16 protein-coding genes are annotated in these 15088 nt (G+C 73.4%); 6 read left to right on the top strand and 10 right to left on the bottom strand.

Translation table 11 applies throughout. The annotated features are described in order from the left end of the window. Positions 1-60: 60 nt before the first annotated feature. The 8 genes from ACIBIW_RS26945 to ACIBIW_RS26910 form a co-directional block, all read right to left on the bottom strand. Positions 61-162 (bottom strand): DUF6893 family small protein, encoded by a 102-nt coding sequence (locus tag ACIBIW_RS26945; RefSeq protein ID WP_399339639.1) that lies wholly within the window; start codon positions 160-162, stop codon positions 61-63. Further along, on the bottom strand, positions 159-707 hold the full coding sequence (locus ACIBIW_RS26940) for a hydrogenase maturation protease (RefSeq protein ID WP_399339638.1): 549 nt from the start codon (positions 705-707) through the stop codon (positions 159-161). The genes ACIBIW_RS26945 and ACIBIW_RS26940 overlap by 4 nt, the downstream gene beginning before the upstream one ends. After that, positions 704-2179, bottom strand: coding sequence for a hypothetical protein (locus ACIBIW_RS26935; RefSeq protein ID WP_399339637.1), 1476 nt, complete (start codon positions 2177-2179; stop codon positions 704-706). The genes ACIBIW_RS26940 and ACIBIW_RS26935 overlap by 4 nt, the downstream gene beginning before the upstream one ends. Beyond that, positions 2176-2871: a DUF6084 family protein gene (locus tag ACIBIW_RS26930; RefSeq protein WP_399339636.1), complete on the bottom strand. Its 696-nt coding sequence runs from the start codon at positions 2869-2871 to the stop codon at positions 2176-2178. The genes ACIBIW_RS26935 and ACIBIW_RS26930 overlap by 4 nt, the downstream gene beginning before the upstream one ends. Then, complete coding sequence (locus ACIBIW_RS26925) at positions 2868-3536, bottom strand: DUF5947 family protein (protein ID WP_399339635.1); 669 nt, start codon at positions 3534-3536, stop codon at positions 2868-2870. Before ACIBIW_RS26925 ends, ACIBIW_RS26930 begins: the two co-directional genes overlap by 4 nt. Beyond that, positions 3533-4123 carry a hypothetical protein gene (locus tag ACIBIW_RS26920; protein WP_399339634.1) on the bottom strand — a complete coding sequence of 197 codons (591 nt, stop codon included), beginning with the start codon at positions 4121-4123 and terminating at the stop codon, positions 3533-3535. Before ACIBIW_RS26920 ends, ACIBIW_RS26925 begins: the two co-directional genes overlap by 4 nt. After that, the gene (locus ACIBIW_RS26915; RefSeq protein ID WP_399339633.1) at positions 4120-5901 is read right to left on the bottom strand and encodes a nickel-dependent hydrogenase large subunit; all 1782 of its coding nucleotides are present in this window, start codon (positions 5899-5901) and stop codon (positions 4120-4122) included. Before ACIBIW_RS26915 ends, ACIBIW_RS26920 begins: the two co-directional genes overlap by 4 nt. Positions 5902-6025: 124 nt before the next feature. Further along, positions 6026-7144, bottom strand: a complete 1119-nt coding sequence (locus tag ACIBIW_RS26910) for a hydrogenase expression protein HypE (protein WP_399339632.1) — start codon at positions 7142-7144, stop codon at positions 6026-6028. 308 nt (positions 7145-7452) lie between these two features. Between ACIBIW_RS26910 and ACIBIW_RS26905 the strand changes: the two genes are divergently transcribed. From ACIBIW_RS26905 to ACIBIW_RS26890, 4 genes are all read left to right on the top strand, one after another. Then, on the top strand, positions 7453-8217 hold the full coding sequence (locus ACIBIW_RS26905; RefSeq protein WP_399339631.1) for an SDR family NAD(P)-dependent oxidoreductase: 765 nt from the start codon (positions 7453-7455) through the stop codon (positions 8215-8217). A 77-nt stretch (positions 8218-8294) separates the two neighbouring features. Next, the gene (locus ACIBIW_RS26900) at positions 8295-8609 is read left to right on the top strand and encodes an SDR family NAD(P)-dependent oxidoreductase (protein ID WP_399339630.1); all 315 of its coding nucleotides are present in this window, start codon (positions 8295-8297) and stop codon (positions 8607-8609) included. A 139-nt stretch (positions 8610-8748) separates the two neighbouring features. Beyond that, complete coding sequence (locus ACIBIW_RS26895; protein ID WP_399339629.1) at positions 8749-9042, top strand: putative quinol monooxygenase; 294 nt, start codon at positions 8749-8751, stop codon at positions 9040-9042. A gap of 81 nt (positions 9043-9123) precedes the next feature. Beyond that, complete coding sequence (locus ACIBIW_RS26890; protein ID WP_399339628.1) at positions 9124-9891, top strand: isocitrate lyase/phosphoenolpyruvate mutase family protein; 768 nt, start codon at positions 9124-9126, stop codon at positions 9889-9891. 422 nt (positions 9892-10313) lie between these two features. On the opposite strand, the gene ACIBIW_RS26885 is transcribed toward ACIBIW_RS26890, so the two are convergent. Continuing rightward, positions 10314-11021 (bottom strand): DNA-3-methyladenine glycosylase family protein, encoded by a 708-nt coding sequence (locus ACIBIW_RS26885; RefSeq protein WP_399339627.1) that lies wholly within the window; start codon positions 11019-11021, stop codon positions 10314-10316. Between the two features lie 76 nt (positions 11022-11097). Next, positions 11098-11748, bottom strand: coding sequence for a TetR/AcrR family transcriptional regulator (locus tag ACIBIW_RS26880; RefSeq protein WP_399339626.1), 651 nt, complete (start codon positions 11746-11748; stop codon positions 11098-11100). A gap of 261 nt (positions 11749-12009) precedes the next feature. Here ACIBIW_RS26880 and ACIBIW_RS26875 point away from each other — a divergent pair, with 261 nt between their 5' ends. Continuing rightward, a complete protein-coding gene (locus ACIBIW_RS26875; protein ID WP_399339625.1) occupies positions 12010-13242 on the top strand; it encodes a choice-of-anchor M domain-containing protein in 1233 nt (410 codons plus the stop codon). Positions 13243-13330: 88 nt separating this feature from the next. Then, positions 13331-15001, top strand: coding sequence for a TIGR03773 family transporter-associated surface protein (locus ACIBIW_RS26870; protein WP_399339624.1), 1671 nt, complete (start codon positions 13331-13333; stop codon positions 14999-15001). Positions 15002-15088: the final 87 nt, after the last annotated feature.

Genomic DNA, 15088 nt, shown 5'->3' with positions numbered 1-15088 from the left:
CGGCCACCCGGATGGCAGCGGCGCGCGGCGGGCTTCCCGCTCGCGCCCCGGGCCGCCGTCTCACATGGCGCGCAGCTTCAAGTACCGTTTGATGTCGGGCAGGTTGGCGGCGATCAGCGCCGCCGTCCCGGCGAGCGCGATGGTCGTGATGGTCTTCTTCATGGCTGTGTCTCCTTCGTCCGTTCCACCGGGGGTGCCGGCCGCCGGGTGTCGGCGGCCAGCAGGCGCAGTACGAGCGCGGCGGCCTCGTCGACGGCCGCGGTCACGGGCCCGCTCAGCCCGATCCCCTCGTCGAGGCAGGCGGGTTCGCACCCCACCACGAGGACCCGGCCCGGCCGGGTGCCGCCGGTGCTGTCGCACAGGGTGCCCAGGAGGGCCAGTACGGCGTCGGGTGTCATCCGGTGCCCGTCCACGACGGCACCCTCCCCGGACGCCACGGCATCCTCGATGAGGTACACCGTGCCCGGCTTCCCGCCCCGCGCGGTGGCGTCGAGGAGCAGCACGGTCTCGTAGCCGTCGAGCAGCCGGTAGGCGAGGTGGACGCCGCGGACCCCGATGTCGGCGGTCTCCACCCGGGGCGGCAGCGGGTGCTGGGCGAGCGCCGCGACGGCCGCGACGCCGAAGCCGTCGTCGCCGAGGAAGATGTTGCCGAGCCCCGCGACGAGGACCCGGCCCGCCCCGGGCGCCGTCGCGCCCACGCCGCTCATCCGTCGCCCGCCCTGGCCTGCCCGTCGGGCAGGGCCAGCTCGTCCGGCCTGAAGTAGAGGAACCGGCCCTGGACGCGGCGGAGTTCGGCGCCCGGGTCGTCGTCGACGGTGACCGCGACGTGCACGGCGCCGTCCACGTCGTGCACCACGGCCTCCACCAGCGCGGTGCGGCCGTGCAGGAAGGCGTCCTGCGCGTCGGTACGGCGGTGCCCGTGCCGCAGCACCACCCTGCTGCCCGCGGCGACCGGCCGCCCCGCGACCAGGACGCTGTCGGTGCCGGGGTCGACGGAGCCGTCGGCCGCCGGGTCCCACCAGGGCAGTTCACCCGCGGGCGCCGGTGCGTGCGGGGGCATTCCCGGCAGGTTTTCGGCAGGGTTCTGCGCCGGGCGCAGTGAGCGGACCGCGCCGTGCAGCCGTTCGAGGACTTCGGGCGGCATCGTGTCGGCCAGGTCGACGACGGCGCCCGCACGGTCGTCGGTGCCGCGTGCCTCGCGCTTCTCGTCGTCCGTGAGGGCGGCGGTGCGCAGGGCCAGGATCTCGTCGATCTCGGTGGCGTCGTAGAGGGCGCCGGGGCTCTCGGGCGCGATACGGGGATGGTCCTCCAGGATGATCGGGGAGGACAGCACGGCGTCGGCGCGCCCTTCGCGGCCCGCGAGGACGGGCCAGACGCGTTCGTTGCGGCACTCGGCCACGGCGGCCGCCGCCCACTCGGGCGGGTCGGTCATCGACAGGAACGAGCCCGCGGTCAGCCCGAGCAGCAGGTGCGCGGAGAGCAGTGCGTGCGGCAGCGCCGCCGCGCGTGAACCGTCCGCGGGCCCCTCGGGGCGCCAGGCGAGGGTGTTCTCGACGACCGCGGCGAGCCGCAACACACCGTAGGGGCCCGGCAGTTGCGTCGCGGTCAGCCGCAGACGGCCCTCGACGCGCTCCCTGCGGCGCACCAGCAGGCCGGCCTCGCGCCCGTCGGTCCTGGTCACGGTCTCGGTGTCCTCGCCCGCGTCGCGGGTGAAGGGCACCGTCACACCGTCGCCCGTGAGGTCGTCCACGGGCACGTCCACGTCGACGTGCTCCTCCACCCCCTCGTCCCAGGGCACGAGCACCCGGTCGGGCAGGTCGAGTGCGTCGGCCGGTTCGTGGCCGCCGCCAGGCAGCGCCCGCAGCACCTCTCTGCGCTGGGCGCGCAGGAACCGCAGCCGCACCCGCAGCCGGGCCCCGGAGCGGGGTTCCATCAGGCACTCGGTGCGCTGGTCGGCGTGCTCGCCGCCCACGCCCGCGCAGGCCGGTGGCATCAGCACGCCGAACTGCCAGCGCACCCGGTTCTTGGCGGCGGAGGCGCGGTACGGGTAGAGCACGTACCCCTCGAACAGCACGGCGTCGGCGATGTGGCGCGCCGTGTCGAACAGCGGGTCGGGGGCAGTGTCGGTGGGGGCGGTGGTGCCGGCGGTGTCGTGGGGTGTGTGGTGCCGGGTCGTCACGGTGTCACCGTCCGGGTCGTCGCCTCGTCGTAACGCCCCGCCGCCGTCGCCGCGGGTGGGGGTGCGGCCTGTTCCGTGCGCAGCAGTGCGGCCACCGTGTCCTGCCAGGTCGGCAGGGCGTGCCGGGAGCGGTAGGCGAGCAGTGCGTCCATGGTGTCGCGCGGCAGCCGCAGCCAGCCGCAGTCGGGGAAGTGCCGGTCGATCGCCTCCCGCCACACCCGCGCGGGCATCCGGCAGCGTGCCTCGCGGTCCCAGGGCACCGGGTGCACCCGGAAGCCGCCGGGGCCGCGGAACGCGGTGCCGGAGAACAGCAGGGTCAGCGGCGCGTCGCCGTCGGCGAGGGCGTCGAAGTAGCGGGCCGAGGCGACGTCCATGTCGTAGGTGACGGGCACGGGCAGGTCGGTCTCGGTCTCGCCGGTGAAGCCCGGCACCATCAGCGCGGCGTGCGCGAACTGGAGCGGCCGCATGCTGCGGCCCCAGCGGGACCGCTCCCCGAACAGGTCGCCGAGCCGCCGCGCCTCCGCGTCGTCGTAGCGGCGCAGCGCGGGCTCGACGCGGATCTGGCAGCGCAGCGCGAGCGCGTGGACCCGCTCGGGCCCCGACGCGCTCACCCGCAGCCGGAACACCAGGGTGGGTCCCGCGGCGTGCGCCTCGGCACGTACGCCGAGGCAGGCGAAGGCGAGGTCGCTCATGGTGCCGCTCCCCCGTCAGGCAGGGGCGGCACGGGCCGGGCGGTGCGCGCCAAGTCGGCGAAGAACGCGTCGAGTTCGCGGTGGGCGTCGGAGCCCCCGTCGAAACCGCGCCAGTGGCTGCGCAGCCGTCCGACGAGTTCGTACGCGGCGTCCACGGGGACCAGGTGCACGTCGCCGTGCCCGGCTCCGCCGCGGTTCCCGTCGCCGCGCCGCACCAGCAGCGCCTCCACGTCGGGGGTGAGCGCGGCGGCGAGCGGCGAGGTGCCGAAGACGGCGTCGAAGGCGTCCTGGTCCACCTCGCTCTCGGTGGCCCCCGCCGGGCTCGGGTAGAGCGCGACGACGCGGCCGAGGGCGGAGTTGCGGAAGAAGAAGGCCAGCGAGACGGGGATGCCGAGCGTTCCCCACCCGGCGGCGTCGACGCTCCAGCCGGGGGCGCGCAGGCGCCGGTCGGGGATGGTGCGGAAGCGGCCCGCGCCCGCGCCCTCGCGGTCGAACAGCAGCGCGCAGGGCACGCATGCGCAGACGATGGCCCTGCGGTCGCCGTCCACCAGGTGCCGGTGGCGCTCGTCGACCGGTACGCCGCACAGTTCGCACCGCTCGGCCGCCGCCTGCCGGGGCGCCACGAACCGGCGCAGCCCGCGCACGGCGCCCGGTGCCCCGGTCACCGGGGGCCGCCCGCGGTGGCGCCGGGCGGCCCGGGGGCGATCTGGAGCAGTACGGGCGGCGGAGGCCCCGGCTCGGCCGTCTCCACCCGTGTCACCTCGGGCGCGAAGCAGGAGAGCGCGGCCTCGGCACGCTCCCGTACGTCCTGCGGCGCCCCGCCGCCGCAGCCGCAGCCGCCGCTCGGGGCGCTGAGCCGCAGCACCCCCGAGTCCTGGTCGAAGCCGGTGACCTCGTACTGGTGCGCCCCGGCCGCCCGCAGGGCGCGCCCGATGCGGCCGAGGGTGTCGTCGGGGTGCAGGTCGTGCAGGACCAGCAGCCCGGCGGTGACCTCGTCGTCGAGGAGGGGGGCGAGCGGGCTCCCCGAGCGGCCGGAGAGCAGGGCCACCATGCGGGCGAGACCGGTGCCGTAGAAGTCCATCAGCGCCCGTACCAGCTCCTCCGCGGCACCGGCGGCCTCGGGTCCCGCCTGGTGGGCGACGCGGTCGAGCAGTTCCTCCACCCGCCGCGCCGTGTGCTCCGCGGAGTGCGGCGCGGACGCGGCGGGCGGGGTGTGCCCGGCGGGAGGCGCGGAGGGATGGGCGGCCGTCATCCGGCGAGCCCGCTCAGGCCCGTCGGCACGTGCATCTCCTGGACCGACCTGCCGCCGCCGACGTACATGTGCACCCCGCAGGGCAGGCACGGGTCGAAGCTGCGCACGGCGCGCATGATGTCGATGCCCTTGAAGGTGTCGGGCGGGTTCTCCTCGAAGATCGGGGTGTTCTGCACCGCGTCCTCGTAGGGGCCGGGGGTGCCGTAGCTGTCGCGCACGCTGGCGTTCCACGGAGTCGGCGGGTACGGGTGGTAGTTGGCGATCTTCCCGTCCCTGATGACCATGTGGTGCGAGAGCACCCCGCGCACGGCCTCGGTGAAGCCGCAGCCGATGCTCTCGTCGGGCACCTCGAACTTCTCCCAGGTCTGGGTGCGGCCCGCGCGCACCTCCGCGAGCGCCTGCTCGGCGAAGTGCAGTGCGACGGCCGCCGCGTACGCCTGGAAGTAGGTGCGCGCCCGGTTGCGCTCCAGCGCGTTCGACCACTTCGGGATCTTCCACTCGAAGGTGGTCTCCGGCTTGGTCATCGACTTCGGCAGGTTGATGACGACGCTGTGCCCGGTGGCCTTGACGTAGCCGACGTCGACGAGCCCGGACAGGGCGGTGGACCACAGCCGGGCGATGGGGCCGCCGCCGGTGTCGAGCGCCAGGTGCTCCTTGCCGTCGAACCAGCGCGGCGACATCACCCAACTGTACTTGTCGTCGAAGTCCCGCTTCTGGGGCGCGGGCAGGGTGTGCTGGTTCCAGGGGTGGCGGGGGTCGACGGGGTTGCCGAGCGGGTCGTGGGTGACGAACCGCTCCCGGCCGTCCCAGTCCTCGTAGTACGAGCTGCCCAGCAGGATGCGGATGCCGAGGTTGATCTGGGTGAGGTCGTTGGTGACGAGCTTGCCGTCGACGACGATGCCGGGGGTGACGAACATGCGCCGCCCCCAGTCCGTCATGTTGCGGTACGTGAAGTCGCAGTGCTCCGGGTCGTTGAGGGCGCCCCAACAGGCCAGCATGATGCGGCGGCGGCCGACCTCCTCGTAGCCGGGCAGCGCCTCGTAGAAGAAGTCGAACAGGTCGTCGTGGAGGGGCACGACCCGCTTCATGAACTCGACGTACCGCATCAGCCGGGTGAGGTAGTCGGTGAGCAGTTGCACGGAGGCGACGGTGCCGACGCCGCCCGGGTACAGCGTGGACGGGTGCACATGGCGCCCCTCCATCAGGCAGAACATCTCGCGTGTGTACCGGCTGACCTGAAGCGCCTCGCGGTAGAACTCGCCTTCGAGTGGGTTCAGCGAGCGCATGATGTCGGCGATGGTGCGGTAGCCGTGCTCGGCCGCGTGCGGGGCCTCGGTGCGCTCGGCGAGTTCGAGGACGCCCGGGTTGGTCTCGCGGACCATCTTCTCGCAGTAGTCGACCCCGACCAGGTTCTCCTGGAAGATGTTGTGATCGAACATGTACTCGGCGGACTCGCCCAGGTTGATCAGCCACTCGCCGAGGTGCGGCGGCTTCACCCCGTACGCCATGTTCTGCGCGTACACCGAGCAGGTGGCGTGGTTGTCGCCGCAGATGCCGCAGATGCGGCTGGTGATGAAGTGGGCGTCGCGCGGGTCCTTGCCGCGCATGAAGACGCTGTAGCCGCGGAAGACGGATGAGGTGCTGTAGCACTCCGCGACCCGCTTCTGCTTGAAGTCGATCTTGGTGTGGATGCCGAGGCTGCCCACGATCCGGGTGATCGGGTCCCAGGACATCTCCGTCAGGCCGCTGCCGTTTCCCGCGGCCGTGGGCGTTGCCATCGTCGCTGCCGTGCCCTTCGTGTGAGGTGGGGGCGTGGCGCGGGGGCCCGCAGGGGGCGGCCCGTGTCACGCGGACGGCCCCGCCGGGGCGGCGGGGGCCGGTGGGGCGGTATGTCCTGGGGTGTCACCTGGGGCCGTGGTAGCCCGTGGTGAGTTCCCGGCCCGGGTGGCGCCACCTGGGTTCCTTGTCGATGGTCCGCAGGGTGATGCCGCGCAGCCTGCGGATCGCGCCGCCATAGATGCCGCTGGCGGTGCTCGACACCTTGCCGCCGGGCGGTTCGTCCATGAACGGCATGAACTTGTCGGGGAATCCTGGCATGGTGCAGCCGATGCAGATGCCGCCCACGTTGGGGCAGCCGCCGATGCCGTCCATCCAGCCCCGCTTGGGCACGTTGCACTTCACCACCGGTCCCCAACAGCCCAGTTTTACGAGGCACTTGGGGGAGTCATAGGCGGTGGCGAACTCGCCCTGCTCGTAGTAGCCGCCGCGGTCGCAGCCCTCGTGCACGGTGGCGCCGAACAGCCAGGTGGGGCGGAGCTTGTCGTCGAGCGGGATCATCGGCGCCGAGCCCGCCGCCTGGTAGAGCAGGTACGTCAGGGTCTCGGCGAAGTTGTCGGGCTGGATGGGACACCCCGGCACGCACACGATCGGCAGCCCGGCCTTCGACTTCCACTCCCAGCCGAGGTAGTCGGGCACCCCCATGGCACCGGTCGGGTTGCCCTCCATCGCGTGGATGCCGCCGTACGTGGCGCAGGTGCCGATGGCGACGACGGCGAGGGCCTTCGGGGCGAGCCGGTCGAGCCATTCGCTGGTGGTGATGGGCTGGCCGGTCTCGGGGTCGTCCCCGAAGCCGCACCAGTAGCCCTCGGACTTGATCGACTCGTTCGGGATCGAACCCTCGACCACCAGGACGAACGGGTCGATCTCGCCGCGTTCCGCCTTGAAGAACCACTCGATGAAGGTGTCGGCGCCCTGTACGGGGCCGCACTCGAAGTCGATCAGCGGCCAGTGGACCTCGATCTTCGGCAGTCCCGGCAGCCCCTGGAGCACGATCTCCTCGATGCTCGGCAGGGTGGCGGCCGTCAGGGACACCGAGTCCCCGTCACAGCTCAGACCGGCGTTGATCCACAGGATATGGATGGGCGAGTCGGGCGGGCTGGGCGCGTCCTGCGCGCCGTCGGCGTCGTCCCCGGCCTGGGGGCTCGCCGTGGTCGCGGGTGAGGGGGAACTCGCATCCGGCATGGATGTCTCCTGGGTGGGGGCGGCTCTGGCCAGAAAAGGGCGCTCTCTCCCTGGATACCGCGCACCACGCCGAAAGGGGCCCCGGAAGGGAGCCGTCGGAGTGAGGCCCCACGGCGGGGGCGCCGCCTACAGACGCACGCGATGTCGGACCGGAGCCACCCGCCATTGGGTGCCGGGGCGGCTCATGATGCCGGGAAGTCCAGAGTGGGTTTGACATCCCAAAATCACGACGTTAGTTTCTGGGTCAAGCATCCCAACAACGTTCCCGTGGCGTCCCGCCGTCCGCCCCTCTCCGAGAGGTCCTCTCCATGTCTGCTCCCGTGGTTGTCATCACCGGTGCGCTCACCGGCATCGGTCGCGCCACCGCCGTGGCCTACGCCCGTCAGGGCGCCGACGTCGTGGTGTCGGGCCGCCACCAGGACGTCGGCGAGGACCTCGCCGAGGAGCTGGCGGGGCTCGGCGCGCAGTCCCTGTTCGTGCGCGCTGACGTCCGCTTCGACGACGAGGTGCGCGACCTCGTCGACCGGGCCCTCGGGCGCTTCGGCCGTATCGACGTCGCGTTCAACAACGCGGGCACCGAGGGCCGTCCCGGCCCCGTCGCCGAGGTCACCGACGACAGCTACGCGGCCACCTTCGACACCAACGTCAAGGGGACGCTGCTGAGCATGAAGCACGAGTTCAGGGCCATGCGGGAGCAGGGCGGCAGCATCGTCAACGTCAGCTCCACCTACGGCCAGATGGGCTTCCCCGACTCCTCGCTCTACGTGGGCAGCAAGCACGCCGTCATCGGCGTCACCAAAGCCGCCGCCCTGGAGGGCGCCCCGTACGGCATCCGCGTCAACGCCGTGGCGCCCGGCTTCACCCAGACCGCCATGTACGAGCGTGTCACCGGCGACGACCAGGTACGCGCCGCGGTCGACTCGGTCCTGCCCATGCACCGCGCGGGCACCCCGGAGGAGGTCGCCGAGGCGGTCGTCTTCCTCGGCTCCGGCAGGTCCGCGTACACCACGGGCCAGACGCTCACCCTCGATGGCGGCCTGATGGCCGGATGGCCGCTCTTCCACGCCGCGTGACCACACGGCCCGGTGCGGCCGACAGTGCTGCACCGGAGCCCGGCCCCGCCCCTGCACACTTCCGAGGAGCCCTTCTCATGGGACAGCTCTCGGGCAGGACGGCAGTCGTCACCGGCGGATCGACGGGCATCGGCCTGGCGACCGTGAAGCGCCTGGCGGAGGAGGGAGCCCTCGTCCATGCCGTGGGCCGCAGGCCCGGCGCGCTCACGGCCGCCGTCGCGGACGTCGGACACGGCGCCATCGCCGTCAGGGCCGACGTCTCACGACCTGCCGACCTGGACCGCCTCTTCGACACCGTCTCCGCGAACGGCCACCGCGTCGACATCCTCTTCGCGAACGCCGGGGGCGGCGAGGTCTTCGTCGACGGCGGCCCCAACCAGTTCCAGCCCTGACCGCGGGCCTCGCAGGTCCGGGAGCACGTGAGGTGCCGCTGCGGCGCGGCGCGCCCGTGCCTGAGACGCTGCTCCCAGACGCGACACCGCCCGCACGGCCACACACCGCGACACCACCGCGCACCGCAAGGAGAGCCCCATGCCCGAGCTTCAGGTCATCGCCCGCTACACCGTCGCCGAGGGCAGGCAGGAGGAGCTGTTCGAGCTGCTGCCGAGGCTCGCGGAGGCCAGCCGCGCCGAGCCGGGGAACCTCGGTTTCACCGTCTACCGTGAGCTGGGCAACCCGCGCGGCGTCGTGCTCCTGGAGCGGTACGCCTCACGGGACGCCTTCGCGGCCCACCGCGAGACACCCCACTTCAAGCAGCTCGTCCTCGAACGCATCGTCCCGCTCCTCGACAGCCGCACCGTCGAGCAGTACGAGGCCGCCGAGTAGCCCCGCCCGACGCGGCGGCCTCCCCGGAGGCCGCCCCCGCCCCCCGACCACCCTCGGACCACCCCGAAAGGCGGACAGGCAATGACGTTCTTCGACCTCCACCACAACGGTGACGGCCTTCCGCTGCTCCTGCCGAACGCCTGGGACGTCGCCTCGGGGCTCGCCTTCGTGGAGGAGGGGTTCCCCGCGATCGGGACCACCAGCTTCGGCGTCGCCGCCGCGGCCGGCAGCCCGGACGGCGGCCGCGCCTCCAAGGAGGCCACCCGCGCCCTCGCCCACCGGCTGACTTCGCTGCCGGTGTACGTCTCCGCGGACATCGAGGACGGCTACAGCGACGACCCCGAGGAGGTCGCCGCGTACGCCGAGAGCCTGGGTGTCGACGGCGTCAACATCGAGGACAGCTCCGACGAGCACCTCATCGACCCCGCGCACCACGCGGCGAAGGTCGCCGCCGTCAAGCGCCGCGCCCCCCACCTCTTCGTCAACGCGCGCGTCGACACCTACTGGCTCGGACAACAGGCCACCGTGGAGGCGACGTTGGCGCGAGCCCGCGCCTATCTCGCGGCCGGGGCCGACGGGGTCTTCACCCCGGGCGCGACGGACCCGGCCGGCCTGCGGAGCCTGGCCGACGCCGTTGACGCCCCGCTCAACATCCTGGCCCATCCCACGCTCCCCATCGACGAGTTGGGGCGGCTCGGCATCCGGCGGGTGAGCACCGGCTCCCTCCCCTACCGGGCGGCCATCGACGCCGCGGCGCGGGTCGCCGCCACCCTCCGCGACGGCGGCACACCGCCCACCGCCACCCCGTACCCGCAGATGCAGCAGCGCCTCGTCGCGTACGCGAACTGACACCCCCAGTAGGCGCCTGCACCGTGTGAACGGGCCTTCCCTCCGGGCGCGTTGGGCCAGGAGGCACGGACGGCGACGGGAGGCTGGACTAGCTGTTTGCGGCGGCGCGGCCGTGGCGGCTATGCCGCCGGGGACTCGACCTTCCCGTCCGCGGGAGGCGCCGGGGGTGTCCGCCTCTGGCCTTTCGCGGGGCGCCTGGTGTGCACCGCGTCGCAGACGGCGCGGCAGCAGTCCTCGGCCGACTGGTGCTCCCAGAACCGCAGGCCGAGCCAGCCCGCCTCCTCCAACCGCGCGTCGGAGGTGCGGCGCAGCCCCGCGAGGGGTTTGGCCGCCGATGCGGTAGCGCAGCCCCGCCGAGATAGTGTGCACAGGCTCGGGGTGTGGTGGTGCGCGCCGGGCCGCGCCCGGCTGGGCCGCGGCTCCTACGAGCGGCGGGTGGTACGTCCGCGGTCTTCGTGCCCCTGCCGGGCCAGCGCACGCTCCTTGGGGTCGGACGGTTCGCCCGGGGGGTACAGCGACTTCCACAGCAGGGCCGCGGCGTAGCTGCGGTACGGCGCCCAGGCCGTCGCGCGCTGTCGCACCTGTCCGGGCGCAGGTGGGGCGGGCAGCTCCCAGCGGGTCTGGATCGCTCGGCGGATGCCCGCGTCCTGGGCGGGCAGCACATCGGGGCGGCGGAGCTGGCGCATCAGGAACGCCTGCGCGGACCAGAGACCGAGGCCCTTGACGGAGGTGAGTGCGCGCAGGACCTCGGCGTCGTCGGCTTTCGCGAGATCGTCGAGGACGAGCGTGCCGTCCACCTGCCCTCGGGCGACCGCCATGGCGCAGTCGGCCTTCCCCCGCGTCAGCCCCTGGGCGCCGAGTCCGTCCGCGCCCAGGGACAGGACGGCCCGGGGCGTGGGCACGCCCCCGCCCGCGGCGTCCGCGACGCGGTCGTAGACGGTGAACGCCGCAGCGGCGGAGATGCGCTGCCCCACGATGTGCAGCAGGAGCGCGGCGAACAGGCTCGTGCCGGTGCGCCCGCCGTCGTGCCACGCGTACGGGTCGGGCCGCCCGCAAGCACCGACCAGCCCCTTCAGCACCGGATCACACTGCGCGAGGATGCGATAGGGGTCGCCCCCGGACTCTGACACCTCGCCATCATGCACTCGTACCAGCTCCCGAGCACGCCGGCGTCGGTATGACGCGTCCCCTCGCCACGCCCACTCTTCAGGCGCTCAGCGCTTCCCCGGGCGCCGTGGCGGCGAACGACTCCACACGGGCGACGGCGTTCCGTAGCGCGTCCCGCAGCGGCTCGACGCGCCGTAGGGTCTGCGTCAGGAGCATTCCACCCTGCATGGCGCCCAGGAGTACGTGCGACAGGGCCTCGGGGTCGGCGTCCGGGCGCAGGTCGCCACGGTCCCGCATCGCCAGCATCCCCTTGCGGAAGACGGCGAGCAACTGCTCGAACCCCTCCGCCAGTTCGGAGCGGATATCGGGCCCCGACTCCACGAGTTGCCCCGCCAGCGAGCCGAAGCGGCAGCCACCGCGGCACTCGACGGCCTTCTGGCGCTCCACGACCAAATGGGCCCACAGGCGCAGGGACTCGAAGCTGTCCAGGTTCCCCAACCGGGGCTGGGTGTGATCATCGAGCGTCGCCTGTGCCTGCCAGGAGATGACCTCCTCGACCAGGTTCTGCTTGTCGCGGAAGTAGTGGGTCATCTGTGAGCCGCTCACACCCGCAGCCCGCCGTACGTCGTCGATCTGCGTCCCCGCGATCCCGTTCTCCAGGATCAGGTCGGCCGCCACGCCGAGGATACGAGCCCGGGTGGCGCGCCCCTTCGCCGTCAGCTTCCTCGAAGCGGTCGTCGCGTCAGCCATGTCATGACAATACCAAATAATGGGTCTCCTGGCCCATACCTCGAAAGAGGCTCTGGGTTCACAGGCCCACAAAGCAGAGTCTCGGCGCCACAAGCACCCTCACACCCCCGCGCCCCACACCAAGGCATCTCGGCACCTCGACTCTCGGCATCGCCCGTCAGCGCTATTTGAAAATGATTACCATTTGTTTATGATGAGGGCGCTCGGTCGGGGGTCACTGGAGACCCCTGCTCAGTCGGTGTGCGTGCGGGACGAGGGGCGATGAGAGCAGACAGAGGACCGCTGCGGTCACTCGGGGCGCTGGCCCTGGTCGCGGTGCTGGTACCGGTGGGCACGGCGCGGGGCGCCCAGGCCCCTGAGGCCGCGGCGCACACGGCGTACACCGCGAGCCCCGCGGCAGGCCCCGGGGCCGCCGACGAGGTGCACGACGAGCGCACCGTGATCGACAAGGGCCATGTCGACGCCATCGCGCCCCGTCTGGTGGACGGGGTGTTCCGCACCCTGCTGAAGGACAGCAGGACGGCGGCCGCGGTGTGGCGCGAGCCCGGCTCGGTGGTCCTGCATCTGACGGAGGCGGGCAGGAAGACGGTGCCCGACCCCGCCGGGGGACTCTCCTTCCTCGGGGAGCCGGGTGACACCTACTACTCCGTCCCCCAGACGCAGGACCCCGAGGTGCTGTGGGCCGGTTGGAACACCGAGGAGTTCGGGGCCGCCGACGTACGGGACGGGCTGCGGCTGTCGCTCGACGCGGTGGACGGGCCCGGCAGCCTGCTCGTCTTCGGCTGGTCGCCGTTCGGCGAGCCCCTGATGCGCTTCGACACCCGCGACGGACTGCCCGACACCTACGCGGTACCCGCCGGCACACATGAGCACGCCAACTGGGTCTTCACGGAACCGGGCGTCTACCGGATGACGTTCACCTTCGACACGACGCTCGCCTCCGGCGACGAGGTCTCGGACTCCCAGGTGTTCACCATGGCCGTGGGCGACGTCGACCCGGGCGACGTGTCCCTCCCCGGCGACCCGGGTGACGGGGACTTCGGCGGTCAGACGGGCGGAGACACCGGAGGGGACACCGCGGGCGGCTCCGATGGCGGCGGCGCGTCCGAAGGAGACGGCGCCGGAGGCGCTGACAACGGCGGAGGTTCCGGTAGTGGCAGCGCGGGCGGCGCCGCTACCGGGGGCAATTCCTCGGGCGGGGGCGGGAGTTCGGCCGGGGACAGCGCCGTGGGCGACGAGTCGACGCAGGGCGGCGCCACCGCCTCCGGTGGCGGTACGGCCGGAAGCGGCGCGGGGGGCACCACCTCGGGCAGCGCCGCCTCAGGCGCCGTCGGCGACGGCACGAGCGCACAGGGCGGCACCCTCGCCGCCACCGGTACCGGCTCGGCCGTGCCGCTGGGGGCCGGTGCGGCCGTCCTGGTTGCGGCCGGTGCGGGTGTCGTCGTGACGACGCGTCGTCGAAGCCGCCGCATCGAGGAGACCGGGGCGTCCTGAGCGGCCCGCCAGAGCCGCACCGCCCACGACACATCCCCGCGCCGCCCGGAAGGTGCCGGTGCCGCATGACAGGAGTGAGTCAAGGCCCATGCCAGAAACGACGAGACCGCACCGGCGCGCGTTGGCCGGGGCGATAGGTTCCCTCGCCCTCGCGGCGGGCCTCGTGCCCGTCGCCCACGCCGACCCCGCGGGCCAGAACGCCCGGGAGCCGTCAGCCCCCACCGCGCGCGTGGTGTTCGCGCTGGACGGCACCGGCCTGGCGCTGCGGCTCGACACGGAGCGCCCCGCGGGCGGCACCGCCGACCTCGCACTCGGCCCCGGCGCCCGTACCGCCGTCCCCGACGACGCTCCGTACCCCTTCCGTGACGGCACCGACGGGCACGTCTGGATGCTCGGCGGCGGCACACCGCGAGAGCGGGGCGACGGTGGCGGTTTGGCGGAGTGGGACACCGGCGCCATACCGGACGGCGGGCTCACGGGCGGGGTGCGGTGGTCGCTCACCGGTGTCGAGGGGCCCGGCGAGGTGGCCGTGGTGGCACCGTCCGACGCGTCCGGGGGCGCCGACGAGCCGCGGGTGTTCTTCGACAGCAGCGACGGGGTCCCGGACGGCCGGACGCTTCCGGCGGCCGAAAACGGCACGCTGGCCTGGATGTTCACGGCCCCCGGCGAGTACCGCCTCACCTCCCGGGCGAGCGCGCGGCTTGCCTCGGGGCGCACCGTGCACACCACCGCCACCTGGACCGTACGGGTCGCCGACGAAGGGCAGTCCGCCCCGAGCACCCCGGACACGCCTCCCGCCGAGACCCCCGGGACCACCGCCCCGCGCCCGCCCGCCGACACCGCGCGCCGCCCCGGAGCCACCGCTCCCGCGCCGTCCCCGTCGACGCGGACCTCCACCGCGCGCACCGCGGCGGACACCGCCGTCGAGAACCGGCGGGTGGTCATCGACGACGGGCATGTCGACGCCGTCGCCGCGAAGATGGTCGGCGGAAGGCTGCGCACCCTGCTCAAGGACAGCCGCGACCCGGCGCACATCGTCTGGCGCGAGCCGTCCTCCGTCGTGCTGCACGTCAACCCCGCCGCGAGGGAGAAGGTGCCGGCCGGCGCCGCGTACTCCTTCCTCGGCAAGCCGGGCAGCGCCTTCTGGCTGATCCCCCAGGTGCAGAAGCAGGGCGTGGTGTGGGCGGGCTGGAACACCGAGGAGGTGACGGGCGCCGACTTCAAGGGGCCGCTCGACCTCAAGCTCACCGAGGTCAGCGGCCCCGGGACCGTGGCCGTCTGGGAGACCGCGGGCCTCGGCGACGCCGACGTCCTCTACGACAGCTCCGACGGCCTGCCCGACTCCCACAAGGTCGAACTCGGCGTCCACGCGCACGCCAACTGGGGCTTCGGCAAGGAGGGTGTGTACCGGGTGACCTTCCAGTTCAGCGGCACCACCGCCGCGGGGAAGACCGCCTCCGACACGCGCACGTACACCTTCGCGGTCGGCGACGTCGACACCTCCGAGGTCGACCCGGGCGGCGGTGCGGGCGACGGCGGCTCCAACGGGGCCGGGGGCAGCGGCAGTTCGGACGGTTCCCCCGGCACCGGCGGCTCCCGTGGCTCCGGCGGCTCGGGGGACGGCGGCTCGCTGGCCCACACCGGTGCCTCCGCCACCGGCTCCCTGGCCTGGGGCTCCCTCGCCCTGGTGCTGGGCGGCGGCGCGGCCGTCGCCGCGGCGCGCCGCCGGGCACACCGCGGCACACCGTCCGCGTCCTGACCACCGTCCCCCGCCGACCCGCGGCCCGCGGCCCGATCCCCGCCGCGGGCCGCGCCCGGCGCCCCGGCCCCTCCCACCCTGGAGCCC

The sequence above is a fragment of the Streptomyces sp. NPDC050560 genome, assembly GCF_044457285.1.
Lineage (GTDB): Bacteria > Actinomycetota > Actinomycetes > Streptomycetales > Streptomycetaceae > Streptomyces.
This window is presented reverse-complemented; position numbering and strand designations above follow the sequence as displayed.